This window comes from Halorubrum salinarum (assembly GCF_013267195.1).
Lineage (GTDB): Archaea > Halobacteriota > Halobacteria > Halobacteriales > Haloferacaceae > Halorubrum > Halorubrum salinarum.
On record NZ_CP053941.1, the window covers coordinates 1,511,095 to 1,536,411 of the forward strand.

The window sequence follows — 25,317 nt, forward strand, 5'->3', positions numbered from 1 at the left end:
GGGTGCTACTCTCGGCCGATTATAAGAACGGGTGATCGCCGTCGACCGCGCGGCCCGCCCGATCCGCCGCCGCGGCGCGCGCCTACTCCGCGTCCTCTCGCGCCCGGTAGTCCGGGAGCGTGTCGTCTTGCATCACCGCGCCGCGGCCGCCGTCGACGAGCAGCGCCGCCCCCGTGACGAAGGCGGCGTCGCCGCTCGCGAGGAAGGAGACGGCGCCGGCGACGTCGGCCGGCGTCCCGATCCGGCCGGTCGGGTGGATCGCCTCGACCTCCGCCAGCCGCCCCTCGGGCAGCTCGTCGCGCGTCCGCTCGACCTCCACCCAGCCGGGGACGACCGTGTTCACCCGGACGCGGGGGCCGAAGTCGACCGCGAGCGACCGCGTCATGCCGTTGATGCCCGCCTTGACGGCGTTGTACGGGAAGTGCGCCGGCATCGTCGCGTACGCGTGGTTCGACGAGACGTTCACGATCGCGCCCCGGTCCATGTGTTCGAGGGCGGCCCGCGCCGCCAGCCAGTACGCCCGGAAGTCCGTCTCGACGACGAACGCCCAGTCGTCGAGCGTCGCCTCGTCGGCGGCCGTCTCCGTCTGGACCCCGGCGTTGTTCACGAGCACGTCGACCGAGCCGTAGCGCTCGGCGGCCGCCTCCGCCAGCGCGGCCACGTCGTCCGGGTCGCGCATGTCGGCGCGGACGAACGTCGCGTCTCCTCGCTCGCCTCCCGCCGCGATCCGCTCGACGACGGCCTCGCCGGCCGCCTCCGAGCGCCCGCTGACCACGACGTTCGCCCCCTCGGCGGCCAGCCGCTCCGCGATGCCGGCGCCGATGCCCCTGGTCGACCCCGTCACGATCGCGGTCTCGCCGGCGAACCGGCCCGGGACCGCGCCCTCGGTCGGCGACTCCCGTCGCCGGGTCATCGGCTCTCCCTCCGTCGCCGCGTGTCGGTCGCCATCGGGATCACCACTCCGCGACCGACCCGTCGTCGTGGCGCCAGACGGGGTTGTGCCAGTCGACCTCCTCTTCGGCCTGCTCGCGCACGTGATCCTCGTCGATCTCGATCCCCAGCCCGTCGCCGCCGGGGATGTCGACGAACCCGTCGCGGTACTCGAACACCGAGGGGTCGGCGAGGTAGTCCAACACGTCGCTCGTCTCGTTGTAGTGGATGTCGAGCGACTGCTCCTGAATGAGCGCGTTCGGCGTGCAGGCGTCGACCTGGATACAGGACGCGAGCGCGATCGGGCCGAGCGGGCAGTGCGGCGCGACCGACACGTCGTACGCCTCGGCCATCGAGGCGATCTTCTTCAGCTCGGTGATCCCGCCGGCGTGGGAGACGTCCGGCTGGATCAGGTCCACCGCGTCCGCCTCCAGCACCTCCTTGAAGTCCCACCGCGAGTACATCCGCTCGCCGGTCGCGATCGGGATCGTAGTCGACGCCCGGATCGCCGGCAGCGCGTCGTTGTTCTCGGGCAGCACCGGCTCTTCGATGAACATCGGGTCGTACGGCTCCAGCGCCGCCGCGAGCCGGCGGGCCATCGGCTTCGCCACCCGGCCGTGGAAGTCGACGCCGATGTCGACCTCGTCGCCCACCACCTCCCGGACGGCCGCGATCCGGTCGGCCGCGGCGTCGACCGCGGCCGGCGAGTCGATCGACTCCAGCTCCGGGGTGGCGTTCATCTTCAGCGCGGAGAAGCCGGCGTCGACCTTCTCGCGGGCGGCCTCGCCCACGTCCGCCGGCCGGTCGCCGCCGATCCACTGGTAGACGCGGATCCGGTCGCGCGCGCGGCCGCCGAGCAGCTCGTGGACGGGCGCGCCGAACCGCTTCCCCTTGATGTCCCACAGCGCTTGGTCGATACCGGCGATGGCGCTCATCAGGACCGGCCCGCCGCGGTAGAACCCGCCGCGGTACATCGTCTGCCAATGGTCCTCGATCCGCGCCGGGTCCTCGCCGAGCAGGTAGTCGTCGAGCAGCTCCTCGACGGCCGCGACGACCGTGTGGGACCGGCCCTCCACGATCGGTTCCCCCCAGCCGACGGTCCCGTCGCTCGTCGTGAGCTTCAAGAACAGCCAGCGGGGCGGCACTTCGAACAGCTCGTAGTCGGTGATGTGCATGGTGTGTTGGGGTCTCCGAACCGGTCCGGCGGTCGCGAGACTCGGGCTTCGCCCGTCGCCGCCGGCGCCCGAGGCGGACCGGTCCGTCGCCTCGGTCGTACTTGCCCGTCCGTCTCTTAAATAGCGGGCGGGTGCGGCCGCGGTTCGCCCACGCGGCCGCGACACACTTCGATTTAAGCCCCCGCGACGAGCAGGTACCGACCATGCGAACCGACCGACTCGACCGGATCACGGACGGCGGCGTGATAGCGATCCTCCGCGGCGTGGAACGGGACGACGCGGTGCGGGTCGCGGACGCCGTCGTCGACGCCGGCGTGACGGCGCTGGAGGTGACGGCGGACACGCCGGACGCGACGGCGTCGATCGCGGCGATCGCCGACCGCGTCGACGACGCCGTCGTCGGCGCCGGCACCGTCCTCGACGCGGAGACCGCGCGCGCGGCGCAGCTCGCCGGCGCCGAGTTCCTCGTGACGCCGACGGTGAACCGCGACGCGATCCGCACCGCGAACCGGTACGGGACGCCGATCGCGGTCGGGGCGTACACGCCGACCGAGGCGCTCGACGCCTTCGAGGCGGGCGCCGACCTGGTGAAGGTGTTCCCCGCGGCGACCGGCGGCCCGGACCACGTCGCGGCGCTCGGCGGCCCGCTCGGCCAGATCCCGCTGGTCCCGACCGGCGGCGTGGGTCCCGACAACGCCGGCGACTACGTCGACGCGGGCGCGGTCGCGGTCGGCGTCGGCAGTTCGATCGTCGACGACGAGGCGATCGCCGCCGACGACTTCGACGCGGTCCGGTCGAACGCGCGCGCGGTGGTCGAGGCCGTCGCGGCGGCCCGCGAGTGACCGCTCCGCGCTCCGGCGCGTCGGGAGCGACCGCTCCGTGCGCCGACGCTCCGACTTCGGCGTCGCCGTCGCGAGCGACGCGCGCTACTGCGCGGTCGAGCGCGTCTCGTCGCCGGCCTCAGGCGACGAGCCGCGGACCGCGTCCCACCCGTTGATACAGGCGTCACACAGGTAGTACGCGAAGCCGTCGACGTCCCGGTGCGCGAGCGAGGCGTCGACGCCGCATCTGTCGCAGTTCATGCTCGGCGGGTACGGCAAGACGAATATATGTCTTCTGCTCCGGGTCGGATTCGTGATAATTCGTGACGGAACCGCCGAAACGGAAGTTCCGCCGTCCTCCGATCGAGCCTCCCGGCCGCTCAGCGCAGCGCGTCGAGGTCGAACTCGAAGGCCGCGACCGGGACCTCCAGGTCGTGCTCGACGAGGACCTCGGGGTGGAGCTCGCCGATGACGCCGACGCGCTCGCCGTCGATCGCGACGGCGGCGGCGCGGCCCCCGATGAACGAGGGGTGTTCGGTCCGCGGGGTTGTCAGGTCGGCGTCGAAGTCGTCACAGAGCGCCTGGAGCCGTCCCTTCGCGGCCTCGTAGGAGGCGTCGCGGCGGGCGACCGCGCCCGCGACGCGGCGCGACTCGGCGACGTTCGTGTCCGCGGCGTCGTCGCGCTCGGCGACGAAGCCGACCTCGGCCACGTCCTGCGGGTAGGCGTTGTGGGTGTTCCGCTCCAAGAGCATCACGAGCGACGGGAGCGCCCAGGTGCGGAGCTGGGTGTACTCCTCGCTGTACGGCTCCGTGATCTCGACGGGGTCGCCCCCGCCGAAGACGCCGTCCCCGTCGACCGCGGCGCCGCCGGTGCCCGGCTCGATCCGCATCCGGTCGTAGTTCTCTGTCCCGCTCGTCATGTGGAAGTTCAGCAGGTCCTCGAAGCCGAGCCCCACGAGGCTCGTCCGGACCGCGTCCTCCAGCCGGGAGCGCTCGTGGCGCCCGCCGACGGTGCCCACGTCGGGGTAGCGCGGCTCCAAGTTGTCGAAGCCGTACGCGCGCCCCACGTCGTCGACGAGGTCGAGCGGGTGGAGCACGTCGACGCGGTACGGCGGGATCTCCACGTCGTACCGGACGTCCTCGCCGAGCGTGTAGGAGGCGTCGAGGCCGGCGCGCTCGAAGCAGTCGACGACCTCCTCGGGCTCGAAGTCGACGCCGAGCAGCGTCTCGATCCGGTCGTGCGAGACGCTCTTCTCGTCGGTGTCGAGGTTCGGGCGGACCAGCTCGGCCCCGTACTCGCTCGGGTGCGTCGCGCCGCCGGCGTAGTTCACCTCGACCTCCTCGATCGTCGCGCCGCGGGCCGACAGTGCGTAACAGATAATCGTACACATCCGGTCGATCGTCCACTGATCGGTGCCGGTGAGCTCGACGAACAGCTCGCGCGAGCCGGTCGTCACCTCGGTCCGCTTCCCGTTGATGACGGGCGGGAACGAGAAGAGGCCGAGCTCGTCGTAGATCGCCGGGAAGCGGTCGAGGTCCTCGACGAGGTCCGCGTAGGTCGTCCCCGTGTCGTGCTCCGCCAAGACCTCGGCGGGCGTCAGCTCGTCGTTCGCGTCGAGCGGGACGAACGTGTCGCCCTCGGGGTCGACGCCGCGGTAGGTGATCGACGGCTCCGCGCCCTCCTGGAGCGGCGCGCCCTTCACCATCGCGAGGTCGTGGATCCCGATGGCGCCCTTCGCGCGGCCGCGGCCCATCGTCGCGTGGAGCTTCTCTTGGAGCTGGATCAGCGACTCCAGCGCCGCCTCGTCGAGGTCGACGCCGCGGACCACGGCGCCGGTGACGAACGGCCGCTCGTCGGGCACCGACTCGTCGACCTCGATGCTCCACTCGGGGTCGTTCGTGTTCGGCACGTAGACGCCGCGCGCGTCGCCGTAGTGGTAGCGCAGCGAGCGGGCGACCCCCTCGACGGAGAGCCGGTCGAGGCGGTCGGGCGCGAACTCGAACTGGAACATGCCGTCGTCGGTCTCGCCCTCGAACTCTAAGCCGAGCCCGAACAGGTCGTCTTTCAGCTCCGCGTCGCCCTTCTCGTCGTGGCCGGTGAGCTCGCGCAGCTCGTCGGGGTCGACGTCGACGACGGGCATCAGTAGCTCACCTCCGCGTTCCGCAGGAAGTCGATGTCGGCGAGGGTGCCGTGGAGGTCGCGGATGTCCTCGGCGCCGGTAGTTAACATCGCGAGGCGTTCGAGGGCGAGCCCCCACGCCATCACGTCGCAGTCGACGCCGAGCGGGCCGGTGACCTCCTCGCGGAAGACGCCGGAGTTCCCGATCTCGATCTCCTCGCCGGTCTCCGGGTGCTCGCCGAACAGCTCGAAGGAGGGCTCGGTGTAGGGGTTGTAGTGCGGCTTGAACCGGATGTCGGTGATCCCGAACTGGCGGTAGAACTCCTCGAAGGTGCCCATCAGGTCGCGCACCGAGAGGTCCTCGGCCATCACCCACCCCTCGATCTGGAAGAACTCCAGGAGGTGCGTCGGGTCGAGCGTGTCGTTGCGGTACACCTTCTCGACGGAGAAGTAGCGCTGGGGCGGCTCCAGCTCCGCGCCCGCGACCCCGGAGAGGTAGCGCATCGACAGCGACGTGGTGTGGCCGCGGAGCGCCACCTCGCGGGCGAAGTCGGCCGACCACGGCGAGTGGTAGCCGTCGCCGTCGATCCCCCACCCGTCGCGGTGGGCGGCCTCGACCCGGGCCATCAGCTCGTCCGGGATCGAGTCCATCGGGTCCACGTCGAGCGCGAACCGGTCCCAGTGGGTCCGCGCCGGGTGGTCCTGGGGCATGAACAGGCAGTCGTTGATCCAGAAGTCGGCGTCGGCGTGGGGGCCCTCCATCTCCTGGAACCCCATGCCGACCAGCACGTCCTTCACGCGGTCGGCGGTCCGACGGAGGACGTGCTTGCGGCCGCCGCGGGCCGTCTCCGCCTCGGCCTCGACGTTGTACTCGGCGAACTCGGCGTCACGCCAGTCGCCGCTCGCGAGCAGCTCGGGCGTGAGCGCGCCGACCGTTTCGGTCGCCTCCACGCCGGTCATCAGCGCGTCGACGCCGTCGTCGGTCAGCGTCACCGTCCGGGTGACCGACTCGCCGACCGCCACGAGCCCGCGCGAGTCGAGCTGCTCGATCACGGCCTCGTCGACGCCGAGGGCCTCCGCGTCGAGCCCCTCGCCGTCGAGGGCGTCGGTGTCGACCCCCTCGCTGTCGGCGTCAGCGAGCGCCGCGAGCGCCGTCGCCTCGGGGTCGGCGTCCGGGTCGGCGTCCGGGTCGACCGAGAGCTCGCCGCCGTCGACGCTCCCGAGGCCCTTCCGCGCGAAGTTCGCGAGGGCGATGTCGACCTCGGGGCCGTCTAACTCGGCCGCGCCGATGACCGCCCCCATCGCGGCCGGCTCGGCGTCGGCGCCCGCGTCGAGCCCGGCCCGGTAGAGCCGCGTCTCCGGCAGCCCGGCCTCGACGTAGCGGCGCCCCTCGTCGGTGATATCGAGCGTCTCGTCGGTCGCCGAGCCGACCTCAACGAGCCCCTCGTCGGCCAGGTCGAAGGCGGCGCCGGCGACCGTCTCCGGCTTCAGCCCCGTCTCGTCGGCTATCTCCGCCACCGTTCGTTCGTCCGTCGCGCTCGCGGCCTCGAGGACCGCGAGCTGTCGTTCCGGGAGTCGCATTCGAGTTATCCCTACACGCGGGCGGCTGGTTGGTAACGGTTCCGGGACCGGACCGCGCCCTTCGGTAATCATTTCTGATAAGTTGAACGACCGAGTTATATAGTAGATCGGAGTAGAGGGGGCTATGAGCAGCGCAACGACCGGATCGAGCGATTCCGGGCCGGTCCCGGAGACGGCGCGCGTCAGCCACGGCGGCGACGGCCCCGCACCCAGCCTCGCCGTCGTCGAGGCGATCGCCGAACTCGCCGACGTCGACCCGACCGAGCTCCCCGAGGAGGGCGTCGTACTGTACGACCACGTCGACCCCGACGCGCTGAACGCGCTCGTCGCCAGTCGCTCCGACGGCGACGTCGACGTCTCGCTCACGGTCGCGGGCTACGACGTCCGCGTCGGCCCCGACTCCGCGGTCGCTCGTCGAGCCCGGAACTAACTCGGGAACCGGTACCGAACGCCGTCGTTACTCCTCTTCGGCCGCCCGTTCGCGGAGCCGCGCGATCCGGTCCCCGAGCGGCGGCTGGACCTCGAACCACGTCGACCAGTCGCCGGTCTCCGGCTCGGCGCCGCGGCGCGCCGCGACCCGCTCGAACGCGTCCGCGACGCGGTCGGCGCCGACGGCGTCCGCGGCGCGGCCGTCCGCCGCGTACTGAACGCGCCGCCCGGCCCAGAAGGAGACGAGCCCGACGGCGACGAGGGCGGCGAAGCCGGACTCGAACGGTACGAGCGCCGTGACGACGGCCGAAAGCGCCGCCAGCACCGCCCCGACCGCGACCGCGCGGAACTCGGCGTAGTACGTCGCGACGCGCCCCGCCTCCGCCGCGAACAGACCGATCGCCGCGTCCTCGTCGAGGTCGGTCAGCACGTCCTCCGTGAGGAACAGCACCCGTCGACCGGGCGGTCCCCGGACCGACACCTCCGCGGGGCCGGCGGCCGCCGAGGCGCCGTCGCCGCCCGCCGCGTCCCCCTCGTCGACGGACTCGATCGCGATCCGGTCGACGCCGAGCCCGCCGGGGTCCGCAAGCGCCGCGATCTGCGCCCGCTCGGCGTCCGTCGGCTCTCGGAGGTCCCGGAAGCGGTCGGCCGCGTACAGCGGTCCGACGGCGACGGCGAGCGCGGCGACGACGGCGACGCCGGCGACGAGCGCGACCCTGATCATCGCTCTCGCCGACGGGACGCCCGGAGTAAAAAGGCGCGGTGTCGCGACGGGCCGCGGGGTCGCCGCCCCAGCCGGTCACTCCGGAACGCGGCGCGCGAGCGCCCGGACCGCCGCCGCGGCCTCGCTGTCGGGCGCGGCGTCGACGACCGGCCGCTCCGCGGCGACGGACCGGCCGACACGGGGATCGGCCGAGACCACCTCGACCGGCGCGCCGAGCGCGTCGCCGATCGCCTCGACCGGCGGCTGCTCGGTCACGCGGTTGACCGCGCAGCCGACCAGCCCGGCGTCGAGTTCGCGGGCGAGTTCCCGGGTGCGGATCGCGTCGGCCAGCGCGAACGCCCGTGGCGAGACGACGAGCAGGCAGGCGTCCGCGACCGCGAGCGGCACGCCGGCGTCGGCGCGGCGCCCCGCGGGACAGTCGAGGACGACGGTCCGGAACTCCCGTTCGACCGCGGCGACGGCCCCCTCCAACCGCGTCAGGTCGGCCGCCCGCGCCCCGGCCAGCGTCCGCCCGCACGGGACGATGTCGACCGGACCCGGCCGCACCGCCTCGACAGGGTCCGCCGCGCCGCCCAGCACGTCGTGGAGGTCGGGGCCGCGGCCGTCCGGCAGGTCGGCCATCCCGAGGTCCGCGTCGACGACGACTCCGCCGAGCGCGGCGGCGACGTTGTACGCGAGCGTCGTCTTCCCCACGCCGCCCTTCCCGCCAGCGACCGCGAGGATCACGCCAGATCCTCCAGCGCCGCGGTCGGCACCTCGCTCGCTTCCGCCCGCTCGGCCAGCGCCGCGGCGCGGTCGCGAACCGCCCGCAGTCGCTCGGCGTCGGTCGCGACGCGCTCGTCGAGAGACGCGACCGCGTCGAGCCCGCCGGCCTCCTGGACGGCCGCCGTCGCCGTTTCGAGGTCGGCGCCGCTCAGCCGCTCCGCCCGCTCGACCCGGTCCTCGACGGCCGCGAACCACGCGTCGATCCCGTCTGCCCCCGCCGCACTCGGCGGTGACTCGGCCGTCGCCGACCGCTCCGCGTCGCCCTCGCCGGCCCTTTCGATCGAGTCCGCGTCGTCGTCGGATCCCGCGTCGTCCCCGCTTCGCGCCTGCTCGGTCTCGTCCTCGTCCGAGTCGCTCCCTCTCGCGCTCCCGGATCCGTCGCCGTCGACCACGTTTCCGTCACCGTTGACCGCCGCCGCACCGTCGACCACCTGCCGCGGAGGACGATGGGAGTCGAGGTCGCGCATCGCCGCCCGCACGCGGTCCGCGTCGCCTCCGGTCGCCGCGTCATCCCCGTTCGGCTCCGCGGTCGCTGGCTCGACGCCCGCGATTTCGACCGGCGGGTCGACCGGCTCCGCCACCGCCGCGAACCCGAACGCCGCGCGCTCGCCCGGGTCGATCACCGCGGTGACGCCGCCGGCGTCCCACCCGCGTTCGGGGACGCCGCCGCGACGCGGCGGCAGGACGGGGCCGTCCAGCCGACTCTCGATCCGGACCCGCCGCGGGACCGCCCCGTCGTTGCGAACCCGGACACCGACGAGCGACGCCTCCCCCTCGCGGTCGACGGACCAGTCGAGTTCCATGCGCCGCCTCCCGCGGAATCGTATTTAAAATTCAGGGGGCGACAACCAGCCGGATTCAGCTCCCGTCGGCTGCCCCTTCCGTGCGGACCTCGGACGTCCGGAGCAGTGACCTCGCGCTCCGGTCGGCGGCCGCGACCCTCCGGGCCGCCTCCCCTCGCAGTTCGACGGCGCTGTCGAGCGCCGCGACCCTGACCGCCGCGAGCGACGCCGCGACCGGGTCGCCGTCGTACGCGTCGGGGGCCGCGCCGGCGGCGTCGGGATCGCCGCCCGGGACGACCGCGAGCGCGCGCCGAAACACCGGATAGATCCCCTCGGCGAGTTCGCGGCGGGCGGCGCGGCGACGGTTCCGGAGCCGGTCGCGGAGCCGCAGGCGCCGTCGCCGCTCGTCGCGGTTTCGAGCCGCCTCCGCTCGCGCGCGTTCGAGCGCCTGCTCGGCGGCGATCGCCTCCGTCTGCGCCGCAGACAGCTCCGCGGCCGCCGCCTCCAGGTCGTCGAGCGCCTCGTCCGCTTCGGCGTCGACCGCGCGGCGCGCCCGGGCGTCGCCGCGCAGCGCCGCGACCCGCTCTTTCAGGCGCTCTATCTCGCCGCTCGTCTCGGCGACCCGTCGCCGCGCCGCGGTCAGGTCCACCGGCTCGATCTCGATCGCCGCGAGCTCCGCCTCGACTTCCTCGATCTCAGCCGCGACCGAGGCGCTCCGTCCTCGTGAGCGCGCGGCCGCCGCCAGCTGCCGACGGAGCCCCGCGTCGGTGGGGAGCCGCCCGAGCACCGCGCTCGGCTCCGGCGGTCCCTCGACCGCGGCCGACTCGTCCTCGTTGCCGTCGGCCTCCTCCCCACGGTCCGGCTCCCGCGGTGTCGGTCTCGTCTCGGTCACAGCTCTCTGCCGCGCATGGCGTCCGGGTCCGGGTGGTCCGTCCCCGCCGCGAAGGCCGCGTACGGCGTCGACTCAGCACTCCGGTCCGCGTAGGCCGCGGCGGCCTCTCGGACCGGCTCGTCGACGGCGACGAACTCGTTGAACGGCTCGGTGCGCTCGATCTGGACGTCCCCGCCGTGGGACTCGCGGAGCCGCAGCGCGAGGAACGCGGCGTACACCGTCTCGTCGAACAGCGCGGCGCGACCGAACCGCCGAGCGACGACTCCCTCGTGGCGGCGACACAGGTTCCGGAGGCCGGTCCGGGCGGCCGCCGAGTACGTCACGACCAGCAGCACGCCCGCGGGTGGTCGATTTTCCAATTTAGCCGTTCCGGACCGGAACGTTTCAGTCGCCTTCAGCGACCGCCGTCCAGGCTGGCGCCCCCGCCTTCGAGGCTGGGTCCTCAGAAGCGCTCGACGTCGAACGCGGGCCCGTCCCCGCCGTCCGGGTCGCGCTCGCCGTCGACGCCGCTGGCGGCGAGGACGCGCTCCCGCGCCGCCGGCTCCGAGGGCGCGACGACCACGGTGCCGTCTACGGGGTCGTCGCCGACCGCGCGGAACACGTCGCCGTCGCCCTCGAACTCGGTGGCGTACGTGCGGAGCACGGCCGCGACGCGCCGCTCCGTGGCCGCGAGGTCGGCCTCGCCGTCCTCGAACTCGCGGAGCGCGTCCTCGACGTTCCGTATCGCTGAGATGCGGTCCATCTACGTCGTCCGGAGGTGGCCCTGCTTGGGCTCGTACACCTCGCCCTTCGTCCGGAGCTTCTCGATCTCCTGCTCGGCCTTCCCCCGGTCCATCCCGATCTCGCCGGCGCGGTCGAGCACCTCGTCGACCGGCGCGCCCTCCTCGTACTCCTCTTCGATGTCCGCGATGAGCCCCTTGATGTTCTTGATGCGGTCGCGCTGGCTCTTCGAGGTGCCCGTCTCGACCACGTCGGCGTCGAACTGCCCCGTCTCCGGGTCGACGCCGATGTCCTTGAGACACGACTCGACGATGTCGGTCGCGCGGTCGGCGTCCTCCCGCTCGACCGTGTCCGACAGGCGGACCCGCGCGCTCGCCTCCGAGAGCCGCACCAGCGCCTCCAGCTTCCGCGCGGTGACCGGCACCGGCGCGTCCTCGTCGGCGCCCTTCGACCGGAGGTCGACGTAGAACTCCTCTATCACCTCCTTCGCCTCCTCGGTCATCGTCGGGTAGCAGTTCCGCTTCGCGTGGGCGATGTACTTGCGGAGCAGTTCCGCGTCGATCTCGGGCGCGACCTCCTCGGTCACCTCCGCGACCTGCTCCGAGGTGAACTCCGAACTCGACAGCTGCTCGCGCTGGGTGTTGAGCTCGCCGGCGTAGTTCGTCTTGATGATGTGCTGGGCCAGCCGGGAGTCATGCTCCGGGTCCGGGCTGTCCGTCACGGTGAAGATGAGGTCGAACCGCGAGATGAGCGCGGGCTCTAAGTCGATCTGCTCGCCGATCGGCTCGTACTGGTCGAACCGACCGTACTTGGGGTTCGCCGCCCCGAGCAGCGAGCACCGCGCCTTGAGGGTCGCGTTGATCCCCGCCTTCGAGACCGAGATCTTCTGCTGTTCGAGCCCCTCGTGCATGGCGGAGCGGTCCGAGGAGTTGTGGACGACGAGCCCGTTCGCGACGAAGTTGTGCGTCCCCTCGACGGTCAGGTCGTACACCCTCGGTCGCTCGCCGTCGTCGATCCGGGAGAGGATCGACCGCAGTTCCGCCTTCACGGCGCCGACCTCCTCAACGACGGCTTCGCGCAAGTCGTCGAACCGGTCCGTCTCGACGGCGCCGGACAGCCAGCGCGACACGGTCGCCTGACTCACGTCGAGCCCCGACGCCACGTCCGCCTGACTGACGCCGTGAGCGTCGAGCGCCGCCGACAGCGCCGCTCGCGTCTCGCCGACCGGACCGCGGTCGAGCAGTTCGCGAGCGCGCGCTTCCGCCGTGTCGACCGGCCCGCCGATGACGTCGACGAGGCGCTGCCGGAGCACCTCGCCGCGGTGCTCGACCGACTCGGGCGGGACCGTCTCGACCGACTCGACCCGACGCCACTTCACCTCGCCGCGGACGAACTCCCGGAGGTCGTCGAGGTCGGTCTCCGCGACGTCGGTGAGTACCTCCCGGAGTCGCGCGGCCACCGTCTGACGGACCTCGTCGCTCTCCCCCCACTCGCGGGAGACCTGCTGCTGGGACAGCGTCGTCCCCTCGGCTAGCTCGGACTGCGAGACGTGGTATCGACTCCGGAGCTCCGAGAGGGTCTCCCACGTCGGCGTCGCGTCGAGCGCGCCGCGGTCTTCGTCCGCCCGCTCGCGCCGCCTCTCGAACGCCGTGAGTATCCGTTCGGCGCGGTGGAGCGAGACGTTCGCGCTCCCGGTCTCGAAGTCGTGGTACGTGACGGCGCCGATGCCGCACTCGCTCTGGTGGAGCCGTAGCGAGTCGCGACACCGCGCCAGCACGTCGTCGACCTCCGGGACCACGTCGAGAATCGTGCGGTCGCCGTCGGCGGCGTTGACGATGCGGTCGAGAGATTCGGCCTTCCGCGTGGCCGTGAAACCGACGTACCGCCGGAACGCCGCGAGCGAGTCCGCGTCGGTCACCGTGAGGTAGTACACGTCGCGCCCGCCGTCTCGCTCACGGTGCTGGAGCTGGCTCGACACGCCGAACTGTAAGAGGAGGTTCCTGGTGCCGCGGAGGAGGTCTCGGCTCGCCGACGCTATCCGGACGTTCCCCGCGGACTCGTCGACGTGGCCCTCGCTGTCGGCCAGCGCGCGGACGAACGCGGCCTTCGCCGCGCGGCTCCCCGTCGTCACGGCGGTCGGGAAGCACTTCTCGTCGTACCGACCGAGGTTCATCCCCGCGTCGAGGACGGCGTCGGCGTGCTCCTTCCCGGTGACCCGGACCGTCTCGACGCCGTCGCCGCGCCGTTCGCTCGGCGGCCGCACCGGCTCCGCGTCGAACGCCGCCCGCGCCGCGCGCTCGAAGTCGTTGAGGAGGTCGTCGTCAGTGTTCGTGAACCGGACGCCGTAGACGCCCTCGTCGCGGTCGTAGTAGACGTTGCCGTCACCCGAGAGGTACCCGAGGACGCTCGCCGTAGCGGGGTCGACCCCGTCAGCGTCGACCGTCGGACCGTCGCCGGGCTCGGTCGTCGGCCCCTCTCCCCCACTCGCGGCCACCGCTCCGCCGTCCGCCGCCGTCGTCGGGATCTCGCGCGGGACGTACACCCAGTCGCCGTCGTTCAGCGCGGCCGCCTCGCGCTCGACGCGCTCGCCGTCGTCGAGGACGAAGAACGGGTGGTCGGCGGTCGCGGTCAGGGACTCGCCCGCCTCCGTCGTCACTCGGGTCAGTTCCGACGGCACGTCGTACTCGTGGACCGCCGAAACCGACCGCTCGACGAGGTTTCCGTCCTCGTTCATCGACCAGACGTCGAGGTCGATGTCGCGGATACGTCGCCCGTTCGAGAGCTCCTCGACCTCGCCGTCCTCGGCCGCTTCCCGCGCCAGCTCTCCGATGCGCTCGACGCGCCCGTCGGCGAGAGAAACCAGCGCGTCGCCGGTGACGCAGTCCATCTTGTCCAACTCGTCGACCGCCGCGATCCCTTTGTCCGCGAGGACAAGGGCACCGGCTTCGAGCGACCACTGCTGCCCGTCGCCGAAGTCGTCTCTCACGGCCGCGGCGGTGAGGCCCGCCGCAGATGATCCTTTTCCTGACGTATAAACTGATCTTGGAGCGATATTCTCGACATAACTGATCATCTGACTCTTCCCGGTACCAGGGTCGCCAATAAGGAGCATATGGAGGTCGCCGCGGATCCGCGAGCCGTCGGGGAGGTGCTTCGTGACGCCGGAGAACAGCTGGAGGATCATCGCGAGCTTCTCCTCCTCGTAGCCGTAGATGGCGGGCGCGATGGAGCCGACCATCGCCTCGTAGATATCGTCGCGCTCGGAGAGCTCGATGATGTCGCGTTTGTCCGCCTCAGTGATGTCCATGTCCTCGAACTCCTCGTCCTCGATGGCGATGGAGACGCCGTCCATGTAGAGATCGAAGATGGCGGACTTCTCGTTGCCCTGCTCGACCTGCTCGATGTGGAGGACGCCGACGCAGGTGACGTGGTCGCCGGGGCTCACCTCGCCGGTGATGTCGTCGACGATGTCGACGTCGAGCGACTGGGGGGTCTCGCCGCCGCGCAGCCCCTCGGGCGACTCCTGGATGCGGAGCTTCTGGGAGTCGACGAACTCGGACTGGTCGAAGTTGACGCGGAACGGGCCCTGTCGCTCGCAGCCCTGGCACTCGTGGGGCTCCTGGAAGCCGCCGTCCGACTGGGGGATGTACGTCATCGTGCCGCAGCGCTGGCACTCGAAGGCGGCCTCGGTTACCTTCGGACGGACGTCCGTCGCCTTGCGGACGATGCCCTGGATCGAGACGAGCTTGCCGATGTGGTCGTCGTGGACCCGAATGCCTCGGATGTCGACGCTCTCGGGGAGGTCCTCGATGCGGACGTGCGCGCGGCCGAGGCTCACGTCGGCGGGGAGGTCGTAGAGCCGCAGCGCCTCCTCGGCGTACTCGCGCATCTGTTCCGGCTTGTTCAGGAAGTCCTCGGCGAGGTCGCGGTCGAACTGAAAGAGGTCGTCGTAGGAGACGTACAGCGAGCGCTGCTCGTTGGGGTACCGCTGGGCGAGCTGTCCGATCTCCTCACGGTAGTAGTTGCGATAGAACTGGATGAACCGCTCCGTGAGGTCCTGGGTGCCGGCCTGAGCCATTGCGACACCACTTCGTCGGCATCACGTATGAACCTCCGGTTCGGAGCGGACGTGGTCGCGGCCGCCGTCTCGCTCCGGCGATCCGCCCTCGGCTACGCGCGTTCGACGAACGTCGCGTCGGCGGAGGTACGCCCCTCGTTGAAGGAGAGCACCTTCGCGCGGATCACGTCGCCCGGTTCGAGCCCGCTCGGGATCTCCTCGGTGAAGACGACGAACCCCTCGACCTTCCCGACGGCGACCTCGTCGCCGGAGTGGTGGTCGGTGAGCTCGGTGACGCCGAACTCGTAGGTCTCGCCGATCTCGACGGGCGGCTCGCGCTCCTGTGCCGCCTCGTGGGCGCGTTTCGACTCGCGCGCCTCGCTCGACGGCGCGCGGAGCCGGCGGGCGAGCACGAACAGCGCGAGCAGCGCGACCGCCACGGCGATACCGACGACGAGCGGCGACGTGGGAATCATACCCGTGCGGTCGGCCGCGGCCACCTAAACGGTGTGGGTACGCGGCGGCGCGACGGGGCCGACCCCCCCGCCTGCGTCTCCCCCGACCGACTCGGCTCCCCCGCGGCCGCATGAGAAACGCCTTTGCCCTCGAAGCCCCCCTCTCGATCCGATGCGACACAGCCGCGGTTCCCGACGACTCGCGCACGGGTGTGGTGTGCCGTGAAGGTCGCGGACGCGGTGCCGGAGTTCGCCGACGCCTTCGGGTTCGACGAGTTCAACCGGATGCAGCGGGAGGCGCTGCCGGGCATCTTAGAGACCGACCACAACGTGGTCGCCTCGGCGCCGACCGCCTCCGGGAAGACGGCGCTCGCCGAGCTCGCCATCTGTAAGACGCTCGACGCGGGCGGGACGGCCCTCTTCGTCGCGCCGCTGCGCGCGCTCACCAACGAGAAGGAGAGCGAATGGGAGCGCTTCGAGGAGCTCGGCTACTCCGTCTACGTCGTCTCGGGCGAGCGCGACCTCAACCCGCGCCGCGCCGAGCGCGCCGACGTGCTGGTGACGACCCCCGAGAAGGCCGACAGCGCGACCCGGAAGCACGACTCCGCGCGCTACTCCTTTATCACCGACGTGGACTGCGTCGTCATCGACGAGGTCCACCTGCTCGACTCCGAGAAGCGCGGCGCGGTGCTCGAAGTCACCGTCTCGCGGCTCCGCCGACTCCAGGACCCCCGCGTCGTGGCGCTGTCGGCGACGATGCCGAACATCGACGACGTCGCGGAGTGGCTGGACGCGCCCGCGGAGACGACCTACGCCTTCGACGACGAGTACCGCCCGGTCGACCTGGAGACGGGCGTGAAGACGTACTCGCACGGCTCGAACGCCTTCGCCGACAAGTACCGGCGGCTCTACCGCGCGCTCGACCTGGCCGAGCCGCACGTCCGCGAGGACGGGCAGGCCCTGGTGTTCGTCTCCTCGCGGCAGGACACGGTCCAGGCGGCCAAGAAGGCGCGCGACGAGATCACCGAACGCGACATCCCGATCGACTCGCGGGACGACTACGACTTCCACAACGAGGCCAAGGAGCTCACCAACGACACGCTCCGCCAGTCGGTCACGGACGGCGTCGGCTTCCACCACGCCGGCCTCGGGAAGGACGACCGCGACCGCGTCGAGGAGTGGTTCAAGCAGGGGAAGATCAAGTTCCTCTTCTCGACGTCGACGCTGGCGTGGGGGGTGAACCTCCCCGCGCGCTGCGTCGTGATCCGCGACACCAAGTACCACGACCCGCTGGAGGGGGAGACCGACATCTCGCCGCTGGACGTGCTCCAGATGCTCGGGCGCGCCGGCCGGCCGGAGTACGACGACGTGGGGTACGGCTGGGTGGTCTGCGACCGCGCGGACGCCGACAGGTACCGCGAGCTGTTGCGCGACGGCAAGGAGATCGAGTCGCGGCTCGCCGCCGACCTCGAGTCGCACCTCAACGCCGAGATCGCGATGGGGACGATCCGCGGGCTCGAGGACGTGATGGCGTGGTTGGAGACCACCTTCTACTACGTCCGCGCGCGGTCGGAGCCGGACGCGTACGACTTCCCGACGCTCCGCGACCGCGTGCGCGACACGCTCGAATCGCTCGTCGACGACGGGTTCGTCGCGGCCGACGACGACCTCGCGATCGAGCCGACCGCCCTCGGCCGGCTCGCCTCGAAGTACTACCTCCGACTCGACACCGCGCGCCGCTTCCGCCGCCTCGCCGACCGCGAGACGCTGACGGTCGATTCGGTGCTGGAGACGGTCGCGGCCGCCGGGGAGTTCGACTCCGTCTCGGCGCGGTCGGCCGAGTCGGACGCGATCGACCGCATCCTCGACGGGCGCGACACCGACTTGGAGGACGGCCACCGCAAGGTGTTCGCCATCCTGCTCGCCGGCATGGCGGACTCGATCCCCTCGGACCTCCGGTCCGACGCGTGGGTGATCCGACAGAACGCGCTCCGTCTGCTCGCCGCGCTCGCGGAGTTCCTCGACCGCTTCGCCGGCCCGCGCGCCGCCAACCTCGCCCGCCGCGTCGAGGCGCGCGTCGAGCACGGCGTCTCCCGCGAGGCGGTCGCGCTCACGGCGATCGAGGGGGTCGGCTCCGGTCGCGCCGAGCGCCTCGCCGACGCCGGCCTCGCCTCCCCGGTCGACGTGGTCGACGCCGGCGCGGCGGGCCTCGAACGCGCCGGCATGAGCGACTCCGTCGCGGAGCGGATCGTCGACGCCGCGCGCGACTGCCCCCGCGTCGACGTCGACTGGGGGGACTTCCCCGAGGCCATCGCGGTCGGGGAAAACGAGATGTGCGAGGTCGCCGTCGAGGCCGTTTCCGGCGGCGCGCGCGCCGGGATCCGCGTCACGGTCAACGACGTGGAGATGACCGCGACGACGACGTACCTCGACGGGACCGCGACGGTCCCGGTCGGCGTGTTCGGGCCGCCGGACGCCGACGAACTGGAGTTCGTCGTCGAGGTCGCCTTCCCGGACCTCCCGCTGCTCCCCGTCACCGCGACGCGGACGGTCCGGGTGGAGTGACGGCGTCGCCCTCGCCCGCTGCCGGCGCTCCGCATCCCCGATAAACCCCGTCACGAGCGCTTTTCAGCCATTCCGCGGCCAGTCGCCCCATGCCGCAGCGACTCCGCGTGCTGGCCGGCGACTGCGAGGTAACCGACCGCGGCGACCGCACCCGCACCCACCGGGGACGGGTCGTCGTCCTGATCAAACCCGACGACACGACGCTCGTCCACGACGCCGACGGCTACCAGCCCGTCGCGTGGCTCACCCGCCCCGAGAGCGTCGTCGTCGAGGGCGACGGCGACGGGTTCACCGTCACCGCCCGCGACGGCTCCCGGCGGCTCCGCGTCGTCGCGGCGGAGGCGACCGCGAGCCGCGCGCTCCCCGTCACCGAGGCCGGCGTCCCGGTCGGGACCTGCCCCGACGACGGCGGGCCGCTCGTTCGCTCGCGCGGCGACGTGGTCTGCCTGGACTGCGAGGAGCGGCGCGGCCTGCCGGCGGGCGCCAGCGTAACCGACGCGACCTGCGACGACTGCGGGCTCCCGAAGATCCGCGTCGAGCGCGGCGAGCCCTTCCACCTCTGTCTCGACCCGGGCTGTGACCCCATGGCGGAGGCCGTCAGCGACCGCTTCGACGGCGTCTGGGACTGCCCCGACTGCGACGGCGACCTCCGGGTCCGCTCCGCGCCCGGCCGCGTCTACCTCGGCTGCGGGAACTACACGGACTGCGAGACGACCTTCTCGTTCCCGGCCGGCGTCGTCGTCGACGAGTGCGACTGCGGGCTCCCCGTCTTCGAGACTGCGGCGGGGCTCGGCTGTCTGGACGGGACCTGCGCGCTCGACGGTCGCGCGGTGAGGAACGAGGCGGGCTCCGAGTGAGGGCGCCGCGGAACGACCGGCCTACTCCGCGAGCTGCTGGCGGCCCGGCGCGATGAGGCGGTCGAGGTACTCCGCGAGCGCGCCCTTCGCGTCCGCCGGGTGGAGCTCGCCCGACTCCAGGTCGGCCTCCAGGTCGTCGTAGGCGTCGTACTCCAGGTTCCCGCCGTACTCCTCCGGGCGCTCGACGGTCACCGCGTCGAACCGCGGGAACACGTGGTACTCGAACACCTGGAGGACGGGGTTCTCCCGCTCGGCGCCGTCGTCGGTCGGCTCGGGGTCGGCCGTCGGCGGGCAGTAGGCGTCGTTCACCTTCGACTCGATGTCCTCGCGGGAGTCCTCCATCGAGATGGTGACGCCCTCGCTGGAGGACATCTTCCCGCGGCCGGTGCCGAGGTCGGCGATAAGCGGCGTGTGGAGGCTCGTCGGCGGCTCGCGGTCGATGCTCGGCAGCACGTCGCGAGCGAGCATGTGGACCTTGCGCTGCTCCATCCCGCCGACCGCGAGGTCGACGCCGAGGTACGGGATGTCGAGCGCCTGCATCAGCGGGTAGACGGCCTGCGACACCTTCACCGAGTCGCCCGAGCTGATCTCCGCCATCGCGCGCTCGGCGCGGGCGAGGGTGGTCTCCAGTTCGAGGGCGTGGAGGTCGAGCGTGTAGTCGTCGTCGAGCTGGAAGTCGGAGCCGAGGACGAACTGCGTGTTCGACTCGTCAAGTCCGTAGGCGATGAACTGGTCGCGCATCCGCTCGGCGGTGTGGCGGATCTCCTCGAACGACCCCTTGTCGTTCAGGTAGGCGTGTACGTCGGCCAGAAGCACGGTGACCTCGAAGCCCGCCTCCTGGAGGTCGATGAGCTTGTTCGCGGTGAGCATGTGACCGATGTGGAGCACGCCCGAGGGCTCGTAGCCGACGTACGCCCGCTTGCCCTCGGGGTCGTCGGCCAGCGCCTCGATCTCCGCCTCGGTGACCACCTCGGCCGCGTTCCGGGTGATCAGCTCGTGAGCGTCCATACCTCCGAGTGTGCGTTCCCGGACATATGACTTCTGGATGCGTGCCGACGACTCACGCGGAGCGCCGCCAGCGCGGCCGTCGACCGCCGGATCCTCGGTTTCGAGGCGACCGGGTCGGGGTCACTCCTCGGTCTCGGGCAGCGTCCGCCCCGCGCGGTGCTCGGAGATGATCCGGTCGATCCGCTCGGCCTTCTCGTCGCGGCGGCGCTCGGCGGCCCGCTCCTCCCACTCGTCGACGGCCTCGACGAGGGCCTCCTCGCTCGCGACCGCCAGCTCGTCCACCTCGCGGACCGGCACCGCGTCCGCGGGCACCACCGGAACCCCGCGCTCGAACAGCACCTCGTCGGCCACGTCCGAGAGGTTCCCCTCGCCGCGGATCACGGCGCGGGGCTCCGCCTCGGCGAGCCGCTCCGCGGTCCGGCGGCCCGCCCCGGAGGCGTCCCGGAGGAACACCACGTCGCCGGCGACGAGCCCGTACGCCTCGTCGGCGGCGTCGAGCGCGTCGAGCGTGAACTGCTCGACGACCTTCACGCTCACGAGGCCCTGCCCCTCGGCGACGTCGCCGAAGTTCGAGTGGTCGAGCCGCCACAGCTCCTTCAGCGTCTCCACCTTCCGTTCGAGGTCCTCGACGCGCTCGCGGGCCTCGTCGCGCTCGCGCTCCAGCCGGTCCGTCTCGCGTTCGAGCCGCGAGACCGCCCGCCGCGTGCGGGCCTCGATGCGCTCCTCGCGTTTCGCCTCCTCCAACTCCGACTCCAGCTCAGCGATCTGGTCGTCGCGCTCGTCGAGGTCGTCCTCCAGCGACTCGGCGTGAGACTCCAGCCGGTCGACGCGCTCGCGGAGCCGGCGGATCGTCTCCTCCTCCTCGGTGCGCTCCGGCTCCGTGGGGTCCGTCTCCGCCTCGTCGCCCCCGTCGTCTCCGTCGCCGTCGTCCTCGCTCAGGTCCTCGATGACGGCCTCAACCGACGAGCCGCCGGCGACGACGCCGGCGATCACCGCCTCGCGGTCGAGCCGCGGCGGCGTCTTCGCCGCGATCCGCTCGAACTGGTCCTCGTGGTCGTCGTAGGCGTACAGCGCGGCGGCGAGCGCGTCGCGCTCGTGGTCGTTGTCGTAGCTCGCCTCGCGGGTGCGGTGGAGCTTCTCGTCGACCGGGAGGTCCGTCGTGGGGCGCCACCCGGCGGCGTCGAACGAGCGCCGGAACTTCTCGACGGTCTCCGGCATCGGCTCCACGTCGGCGGCGACGATGATCGGCCGCCCCTGCTCGACGATCCACTCGGTCACCTCGGCGGTGTCGCCGGTGCGCGAGGAGTACAGCGCGTGGACGGTGCCGTCGAGGCCGACGACCGCGGCCGCGGTGGTGGTGCCGGGGTCGATGCCGACGATGACGCGGTCGCGCCGCTTGACGAGGGGCTCGTACTCGATGCCGTCGCGGCGCTCGCGCTCGACCTCGACGCGCACGTCACCGGCCCGCGAGTCCGAGACGGGGATGTCCTCCGGGCGGGCCTCGACGGTGAACGTCGCGTTCGCGTAGCCGCCGTACTTCTCGGTCACGTCGCGCTCGAAGTCGAGGTTCGCCTCGTTCAGCTTCGACTGGACCTGCCGCGTCCGCTTCCGGACGTTGCCGTGAATTCGCCGGGTGTAGCGGTCCTGACTCCACCCGCCCTTGCCCGTCGAGCGGCCGCGGGACACCTTCACCGTCGTCTCGTCGGTGAAGGCGGTCACCTCGTGGCCGACGTTGGCCGCGGCGAGCCGCGCGGCCGCCTCCGCCTCCTTCATCGGCTCCTTCCCGTAGGGGATCCCGTGCCGGGAGGCGACCCGCGAGAGCGGCTCCGGGCGCTCGGCGCCGGTCACCTGGACCAGCCGCGTCCCGTCCGGTAGCGACCGGAGGAAGCCGACCAGCTCGTTCTTGTCGGCCGCCAGCTCGTAGGCGTTGTCGGTGGCGACGTAGAGGGGCTCGCGGTCGTCGATCAGCCGGCAGAGCTTCCGGAAGGAGACCACGTCGCGGGTGACCCGGGCCATCGGCCCGTCCGCGTCCGGGGCGTCCGGGTCGTCCTCGTCGACGGGGTCGAGGATGACGAGCGCGTAGGAGGGGCTGTCGCCGCGGACGTCGCCGCTGTGGACGTCGACGCCGAACACCGGCCGGTCGCGGGCGCGGATGGTCCGGGTTGTCACGTACCGAGGTAGGTCGTTGCCGCGTATATACCCCACGCCGAGGGGGTGCGGCCGACCGCTGCCGGGGAGCGATCGGTCAGAGGATCCGCGGCTCGTCGCCGGCCCCCCGCCGCCGGCCGCTGATGACCCCGGGCGTCCCGCCGGTCTGGATGATGTTGAACGCGGTCATCAGGTCGGACCGGGAGATGAGCCCGACGAGCGCGCCGTCGGCGTCGACGACCGGGAGGCGCCCGACGCCGTGCTCTTGCATGGTCTGGAGCGCGGTCAGGGCGTCGGCGTTCGGGTCGGCGGCGACGAGGTCGGTCGCCATCACGTCGTCGACGCGGTAGGCGTCGCGCTCCACCTCGCGGACCGACCGCGCGTCTTCGAGGGTCACCATCCCGACGAGGTCGTCGCCGTCGAGGACCGGGTACCCCGTGTGGCGCTCCTCGAACATCCGGCTCATCAGGTCGGCGACGGAGGTGTCCTCCGTCACCGTGTGGAGGTCCTCGCGGGGCGTCATCACGTCGGTGACGCTGACGCCCTCGAAGGCGGCCTTCAGGGTCGTCTGCTGGGCCTCGCCGGAGGCGGCGATGTAGACGAAGAAGGCGAGGACGATGAGCAGCAGCTGGAAGGTGAACAGGCCGATGATCCCCATCAGGAACGCGAACACCTTCCCCACGGCGGCGGCCCGCTGGGTCGCCTGCGCGTGCGGCTGGTTCCGCGCGAGCAGCGCCCGGAGGACCCGGCCGCCGTCCATCGGGAACGCGGGGAGCATGTTGAACACCGCGAGCACGACGTTCAACAGCGCGAGGTAGCCGAACACGAAGAGGACGGCGTTCGAGCCCATCGGCGCGACGAGGACGACGGCGTAGCAGGCCACCCCGACCGCGACGCTGACGAGCGGGCCGGCGATCGCGATCCAGAACTCGTGTTTCCAGTCCTCGGGGAACTCGGCGAAGCTGGCGAGGCCGCCGAGCAGCCACAGGGTGATCGACTCGATCTCGTAGCCGTACCGCATGGCGACGAGCGAGTGGCCGAACTCGTGGAGCAGCACGCCCACGAACAGCCCCACTGCGGCCGACAGCCCGAGGATCCACGGCGTGGTCCCGGTCGCGACCGCGGCCGTGTCGATGCCGAGCCCGGCGACCTCGTTCATCACCTCCGCGATGGTACTCACTTCTCCCCCGATGAGGTACGCGAACAGCGGCAAAACGAGCAAGAACGTCCAGTTGAGGCGGATCGGAATCCCGAACGCGCTCCCGATCTTGATTCCACGCATACCCTCGGGTTCGGTCGGTGGTCGGTTAAGTCACCGGGTCCGTGCGGTGATGGGTTATCTCACCGGGTCCGTGCGGTGATCGGTTAAGTGCCCCCCGCCCGTCACGGACGCCCATGAGCGACACAGGCGATCCCGAGGCGGTCGTGAAACGCGCCGACGCGGTCGCGTCCGAGCCGGTCGACGCCGCCGAGGGGCTCTCGAAGGCCGTCCTCCTCGACGAGTCCGACGGCGCCCCGAACTTCGCGATGCGCCGCTTCGAACTCGCGGCGGGCGCCGAGGTCCCGCGCCACACCAACGCGGTCGAACACGAGCAGTACGTCCTTTCCGGCGAGTACGTCGTCGGGATCGGCGACGAGGAGCATCGGGTGTCGCCGGGCGACGCCCTCCTCATCCCCGCGGGCGTCGAACACTGGTACCGGAACGCGGGCGACGAGCCGGGCGCGTTCATCTGTGCGGTGCCGAACGGGGACGACACCATCGAGCTCGTCGAGTAAGGAGGCGAGGCCGGCCGCGCTCGACGCGGCGGGTCGACTACTCCAGGGTGCCGACCCGGTCGGCGACGTAGCCGAACTGGTCGCGGTAGCCGTTCGGCGACAGCAGCACGGGGTAGAAGGGCTCGTCGGCGAGCAGCGGCTCGCCGTCGGCGGCCGCGAACCGCTCGCCGGACTCGACGCGCTCGAAGTTGCGCGCGAACACCTCGTACGCCTCCGCGTCGGGCTTCGGGATCCGCTCGCGGAGCCGGAACACGGACACGTCCTCGCGGCCGCCGGCGTCGAGCACGTCGTCGGCGCCGGGCGCGGAGATGGCGCCGGTCGCCGCGAGGAACGCGCGGGCGAGCCAGTAGGCGTTGTCGGCGGCGCCCTCGGAGCCCTGGAGCCCGGCCTCCACTTCGAGCGTGTGCGGGTGCTCGATCAGCCGGCCCTCGGTGAACGCGTCGGTCTGGATCACGGCGTCGACGGGGAGGTGCGGCGCGACCGCGCGGGTCACCTCGTCCATCGAGTCGATGACGGCGAACGGCTCGGCGTACGACTGCGTCGAGTGGATCGCGAGGGTGGTACACCCCGCCAGCGCGTCGACGAGGTCGGCCGCGAGGCGCACCTCGTGGGCCGCCGCGTCGCGGTTGCCCGGGAACGACCGGTTGAGGTCGGCGTCGAGGTACCGCTCGCCGGCGTCGAGCGCCGCCTCGTTGGCGACGATCAGTCGCACCGGACGCTCGGGGGCGAGGTCCGCGTCGAGCAGGCGCTCGACGGCGCGGGCGCCGCAGGGCTCGTCGCCGTGGATCGCGCCGACCACGGCGACCTCGGGCTCCCCGTCGCCCAGGTCGTGAATCTCCATACGATTCCCAGGCGGGCGGCGGATAAGTGGCGTTCGGATCGGCGGCGGCCGCGGCCGCGAGCCCTCGCCGGCGTCGCCGGCCCGCCCTCAGTGCCCCTCGTCGACGCGCTCCGCGTACTCGTAGTCCGCGGGGTACGCCGGCGGGCGAGCGTCGTCGAGGGCGATCCGCCAGCCGTCGACCGCGCTCGGGTCGTCGAGCGCGGCGCGGAGGGTCTCCCGGACGTCCGCGACGTCGACGCCGTAGAAGTCGCTCGGGACGCCGTCGAGGTACTGGAGGGCCGTCTCGAACAGCGACCGCATCCCCGCGTCGTTGCCGAAGTCGACGCGCTTGTACGCGCCGGCGGCGACCTGGACCATCCCGTGGAGGAAGGCGCTCTCCGCGGTGCCGCGGCCGTAGTTGTACCACTCGTCCTCGAAGCAGTCGTGGCTCTCGTGGTAGGCGCCGTCGTTGAACAGCCGGACCCCGTGTTCGGTCGCGCGCCGGAGCGTCGCGTGCTCCCAGTACCCCCCGACGGCCCCCGCGTCGCCCGCGCCGTCCGCCGACGCCTCCCCGTCGCCGGACGGCTCGCCGCCCGCGTGCCACCCGGTCGGGTTCCCGAGCGGCGGGGCGACGCCCGGGTCGCGGGTGTGGTCGTCCATGTGCGCGGCGTTCTCGCGGCAGCGACCTAACCG

The 25,317-nt window shown here is 72.1% G+C and carries 23 protein-coding genes; 5 read left to right on the plus strand and 18 right to left on the minus strand.

Features of this window, described 5'->3' with window-relative positions:
- Positions 1-82 precede the first annotated feature (82 nt).
- Complete coding sequence (locus HPS36_RS07575; RefSeq protein ID WP_173229550.1) at positions 83-913, minus strand: SDR family NAD(P)-dependent oxidoreductase; 831 nt, start codon at positions 911-913, stop codon at positions 83-85.
- A gap of 40 nt (positions 914-953) precedes the next feature.
- Complete coding sequence (dgoD, locus tag HPS36_RS07580; RefSeq protein ID WP_173229552.1) at positions 954-2,105, minus strand: galactonate dehydratase; 1,152 nt, start codon at positions 2,103-2,105, stop codon at positions 954-956.
- Between the two features lie 203 nt (positions 2,106-2,308).
- On the opposite strand from dgoD, the gene HPS36_RS07585 reads away from it, so the two are divergent.
- Positions 2,309-2,947: a bifunctional 4-hydroxy-2-oxoglutarate aldolase/2-dehydro-3-deoxy-phosphogluconate aldolase gene (locus tag HPS36_RS07585; protein WP_173229554.1), complete on the plus strand. Its 639-nt coding sequence runs from the start codon at positions 2,309-2,311 to the stop codon at positions 2,945-2,947.
- Positions 2,948-3,031: 84 nt separating this feature from the next.
- Here HPS36_RS07585 and HPS36_RS07590 read toward each other — a convergent pair whose 3' ends face one another.
- The 3 genes from HPS36_RS07590 to pheS form a co-directional block, all read right to left on the minus strand.
- The gene (locus HPS36_RS07590) at positions 3,032-3,187 is read right to left on the minus strand and encodes a hypothetical protein (RefSeq protein WP_158293540.1); all 156 of its coding nucleotides are present in this window, start codon (positions 3,185-3,187) and stop codon (positions 3,032-3,034) included.
- Positions 3,188-3,306: 119 nt separating this feature from the next.
- Entirely contained in the window at positions 3,307-5,067 is a 1,761-nt protein-coding gene (gene pheT / locus HPS36_RS07595; protein ID WP_173229556.1) for a phenylalanine--tRNA ligase subunit beta, read from the minus strand.
- Complete coding sequence (pheS, locus tag HPS36_RS07600; RefSeq protein WP_173229559.1) at positions 5,067-6,626, minus strand: phenylalanine--tRNA ligase subunit alpha; 1,560 nt, start codon at positions 6,624-6,626, stop codon at positions 5,067-5,069. Before pheS ends, pheT begins: the two co-directional genes overlap by 1 nt.
- 124 nt (positions 6,627-6,750) lie before the next feature.
- On the opposite strand from pheS, the gene HPS36_RS07605 reads away from it, so the two are divergent.
- Entirely contained in the window at positions 6,751-7,056 is a 306-nt protein-coding gene (locus HPS36_RS07605) for a HalOD1 output domain-containing protein (RefSeq protein ID WP_173229561.1), read from the plus strand.
- A gap of 27 nt (positions 7,057-7,083) precedes the next feature.
- Here the strand turns inward: HPS36_RS07605 and HPS36_RS07610 are convergent, their stop codons facing one another.
- The 8 genes from HPS36_RS07610 to HPS36_RS07645 all read right to left on the minus strand — a co-directional run bounded on the left by HPS36_RS07610 (position 7,084) and on the right by HPS36_RS07645 (position 15,471).
- Positions 7,084-7,779, minus strand: a complete 696-nt coding sequence (locus tag HPS36_RS07610; RefSeq protein WP_173229563.1) for a M48 family metalloprotease — start codon at positions 7,777-7,779, stop codon at positions 7,084-7,086.
- 75 nt (positions 7,780-7,854) lie between these two features.
- Positions 7,855-8,505: a nucleotide-binding protein gene (locus HPS36_RS07615; RefSeq protein ID WP_173229565.1), complete on the minus strand. Its 651-nt coding sequence runs from the start codon at positions 8,503-8,505 to the stop codon at positions 7,855-7,857.
- Positions 8,502-9,347: a DUF7857 domain-containing protein gene (locus tag HPS36_RS07620; RefSeq protein ID WP_173229567.1), complete on the minus strand. Its 846-nt coding sequence runs from the start codon at positions 9,345-9,347 to the stop codon at positions 8,502-8,504. The genes HPS36_RS07615 and HPS36_RS07620 overlap by 4 nt, the downstream gene beginning before the upstream one ends.
- A 55-nt stretch (positions 9,348-9,402) precedes the next feature.
- The gene (locus tag HPS36_RS07625; RefSeq protein ID WP_173229569.1) at positions 9,403-10,218 is read right to left on the minus strand and encodes a DUF7856 family protein; all 816 of its coding nucleotides are present in this window, start codon (positions 10,216-10,218) and stop codon (positions 9,403-9,405) included.
- Positions 10,215-10,553 (minus strand): DUF7855 family protein, encoded by a 339-nt coding sequence (locus HPS36_RS07630; RefSeq protein ID WP_173229571.1) that lies wholly within the window; start codon positions 10,551-10,553, stop codon positions 10,215-10,217. The genes HPS36_RS07625 and HPS36_RS07630 overlap by 4 nt, the downstream gene beginning before the upstream one ends.
- Positions 10,554-10,660: 107 nt before the next feature.
- Entirely contained in the window at positions 10,661-10,960 is a 300-nt protein-coding gene (locus tag HPS36_RS07635; RefSeq protein WP_173229573.1) for a DUF7854 family protein, read from the minus strand.
- Positions 10,961-15,016, minus strand: coding sequence for an LAGLIDADG family homing endonuclease (locus tag HPS36_RS07640; protein WP_173229575.1), 4,056 nt, complete (start codon positions 15,014-15,016; stop codon positions 10,961-10,963). It abuts the gene before it with no gap.
- Positions 15,017-15,108: 92 nt separating this feature from the next.
- Positions 15,109-15,471, minus strand: coding sequence for a TRAM domain-containing protein (locus HPS36_RS07645; protein ID WP_173229577.1), 363 nt, complete (start codon positions 15,469-15,471; stop codon positions 15,109-15,111).
- Positions 15,472-15,672: 201 nt separating this feature from the next.
- Here HPS36_RS07645 and HPS36_RS07650 point away from each other — a divergent pair, with 201 nt between their 5' ends.
- Both HPS36_RS07650 and HPS36_RS07655 read left to right on the plus strand, forming a co-directional pair.
- Complete coding sequence (locus HPS36_RS07650; protein ID WP_173229579.1) at positions 15,673-18,015, plus strand: DEAD/DEAH box helicase; 2,343 nt, start codon at positions 15,673-15,675, stop codon at positions 18,013-18,015.
- A gap of 89 nt (positions 18,016-18,104) precedes the next feature.
- Entirely contained in the window at positions 18,105-18,872 is a 768-nt protein-coding gene (locus tag HPS36_RS07655; RefSeq protein WP_173229582.1) for an endonuclease NucS domain-containing protein, read from the plus strand.
- A gap of 21 nt (positions 18,873-18,893) precedes the next feature.
- Here HPS36_RS07655 and HPS36_RS07660 read toward each other — a convergent pair whose 3' ends face one another.
- From HPS36_RS07660 to HPS36_RS07670, 3 genes are all read right to left on the minus strand, one after another.
- Positions 18,894-19,880 carry a tyrosine--tRNA ligase gene (locus HPS36_RS07660; RefSeq protein ID WP_173229584.1) on the minus strand — a complete coding sequence of 329 codons (987 nt, stop codon included), beginning with the start codon at positions 19,878-19,880 and terminating at the stop codon, positions 18,894-18,896.
- 120 nt (positions 19,881-20,000) lie between these two features.
- A complete protein-coding gene (locus HPS36_RS07665; protein ID WP_173229586.1) occupies positions 20,001-22,049 on the minus strand; it encodes a DUF460 domain-containing protein in 2,049 nt (682 codons plus the stop codon).
- 76 nt (positions 22,050-22,125) lie between these two features.
- Positions 22,126-23,310, minus strand: coding sequence for a CBS domain-containing protein (locus HPS36_RS07670; RefSeq protein WP_173229588.1), 1,185 nt, complete (start codon positions 23,308-23,310; stop codon positions 22,126-22,128).
- A gap of 113 nt (positions 23,311-23,423) precedes the next feature.
- Between HPS36_RS07670 and HPS36_RS07675 the strand changes: the two genes are divergently transcribed.
- A complete protein-coding gene (locus tag HPS36_RS07675) occupies positions 23,424-23,804 on the plus strand; it encodes a cupin domain-containing protein (protein WP_173229590.1) in 381 nt (126 codons plus the stop codon).
- A gap of 37 nt (positions 23,805-23,841) precedes the next feature.
- Here the strand turns inward: HPS36_RS07675 and HPS36_RS07680 are convergent, their stop codons facing one another.
- Together HPS36_RS07680 and HPS36_RS07685 are read right to left on the minus strand one after the other, a co-directional pair.
- Complete coding sequence (locus tag HPS36_RS07680; RefSeq protein ID WP_137717449.1) at positions 23,842-24,645, minus strand: M14 family metallopeptidase; 804 nt, start codon at positions 24,643-24,645, stop codon at positions 23,842-23,844.
- A gap of 87 nt (positions 24,646-24,732) precedes the next feature.
- On the minus strand, positions 24,733-25,284 hold the full coding sequence (locus tag HPS36_RS07685) for a DUF309 domain-containing protein (protein WP_173229592.1): 552 nt from the start codon (positions 25,282-25,284) through the stop codon (positions 24,733-24,735).
- Positions 25,285-25,317: the final 33 nt, after the last annotated feature.

Coding starts and splice junctions, on each gene's coding strand:
- HPS36_RS07575 (WP_173229550.1), bottom strand. CDS start 913: ATGACCCGGCGACGGGAGTCGCCGACCGAGGGCGCGGTCCCGGGCCGG.
- dgoD (WP_173229552.1), bottom strand. CDS start 2,105: ATGCACATCACCGACTACGAGCTGTTCGAAGTGCCGCCCCGCTGGCTG.
- HPS36_RS07585 (WP_173229554.1), top strand. CDS start 2,309: ATGCGAACCGACCGACTCGACCGGATCACGGACGGCGGCGTGATAGCG.
- HPS36_RS07590 (WP_158293540.1), bottom strand. CDS start 3,187: ATGAACTGCGACAGATGCGGCGTCGACGCCTCGCTCGCGCACCGGGAC.
- pheT (WP_173229556.1), bottom strand. CDS start 5,067: ATGCCCGTCGTCGACGTCGACCCCGACGAGCTGCGCGAGCTCACCGGC.
- pheS (WP_173229559.1), bottom strand. CDS start 6,626: ATGCGACTCCCGGAACGACAGCTCGCGGTCCTCGAGGCCGCGAGCGCG.
- HPS36_RS07605 (WP_173229561.1), top strand. CDS start 6,751: ATGAGCAGCGCAACGACCGGATCGAGCGATTCCGGGCCGGTCCCGGAG.
- HPS36_RS07610 (WP_173229563.1), bottom strand. CDS start 7,779: ATGATCAGGGTCGCGCTCGTCGCCGGCGTCGCCGTCGTCGCCGCGCTC.
- HPS36_RS07620 (WP_173229567.1), bottom strand. CDS start 9,347: ATGGAACTCGACTGGTCCGTCGACCGCGAGGGGGAGGCGTCGCTCGTC.
- HPS36_RS07635 (WP_173229573.1), bottom strand. CDS start 10,960: ATGGACCGCATCTCAGCGATACGGAACGTCGAGGACGCGCTCCGCGAG.
- HPS36_RS07640 (WP_173229575.1), bottom strand. CDS start 15,016: ATGGCTCAGGCCGGCACCCAGGACCTCACGGAGCGGTTCATCCAGTTC.
- HPS36_RS07645 (WP_173229577.1), bottom strand. CDS start 15,471: ATGATTCCCACGTCGCCGCTCGTCGTCGGTATCGCCGTGGCGGTCGCG.
- HPS36_RS07655 (WP_173229582.1), top strand. CDS start 18,105: ATGCCGCAGCGACTCCGCGTGCTGGCCGGCGACTGCGAGGTAACCGAC.
- HPS36_RS07660 (WP_173229584.1), bottom strand. CDS start 19,880: ATGGACGCTCACGAGCTGATCACCCGGAACGCGGCCGAGGTGGTCACC.
- HPS36_RS07670 (WP_173229588.1), bottom strand. CDS start 23,310: ATGCGTGGAATCAAGATCGGGAGCGCGTTCGGGATTCCGATCCGCCTC.
- HPS36_RS07675 (WP_173229590.1), top strand. CDS start 23,424: ATGAGCGACACAGGCGATCCCGAGGCGGTCGTGAAACGCGCCGACGCG.
- HPS36_RS07680 (WP_137717449.1), bottom strand. CDS start 24,645: ATGGAGATTCACGACCTGGGCGACGGGGAGCCCGAGGTCGCCGTGGTC.
- HPS36_RS07685 (WP_173229592.1), bottom strand. CDS start 25,284: ATGGACGACCACACCCGCGACCCGGGCGTCGCCCCGCCGCTCGGGAAC.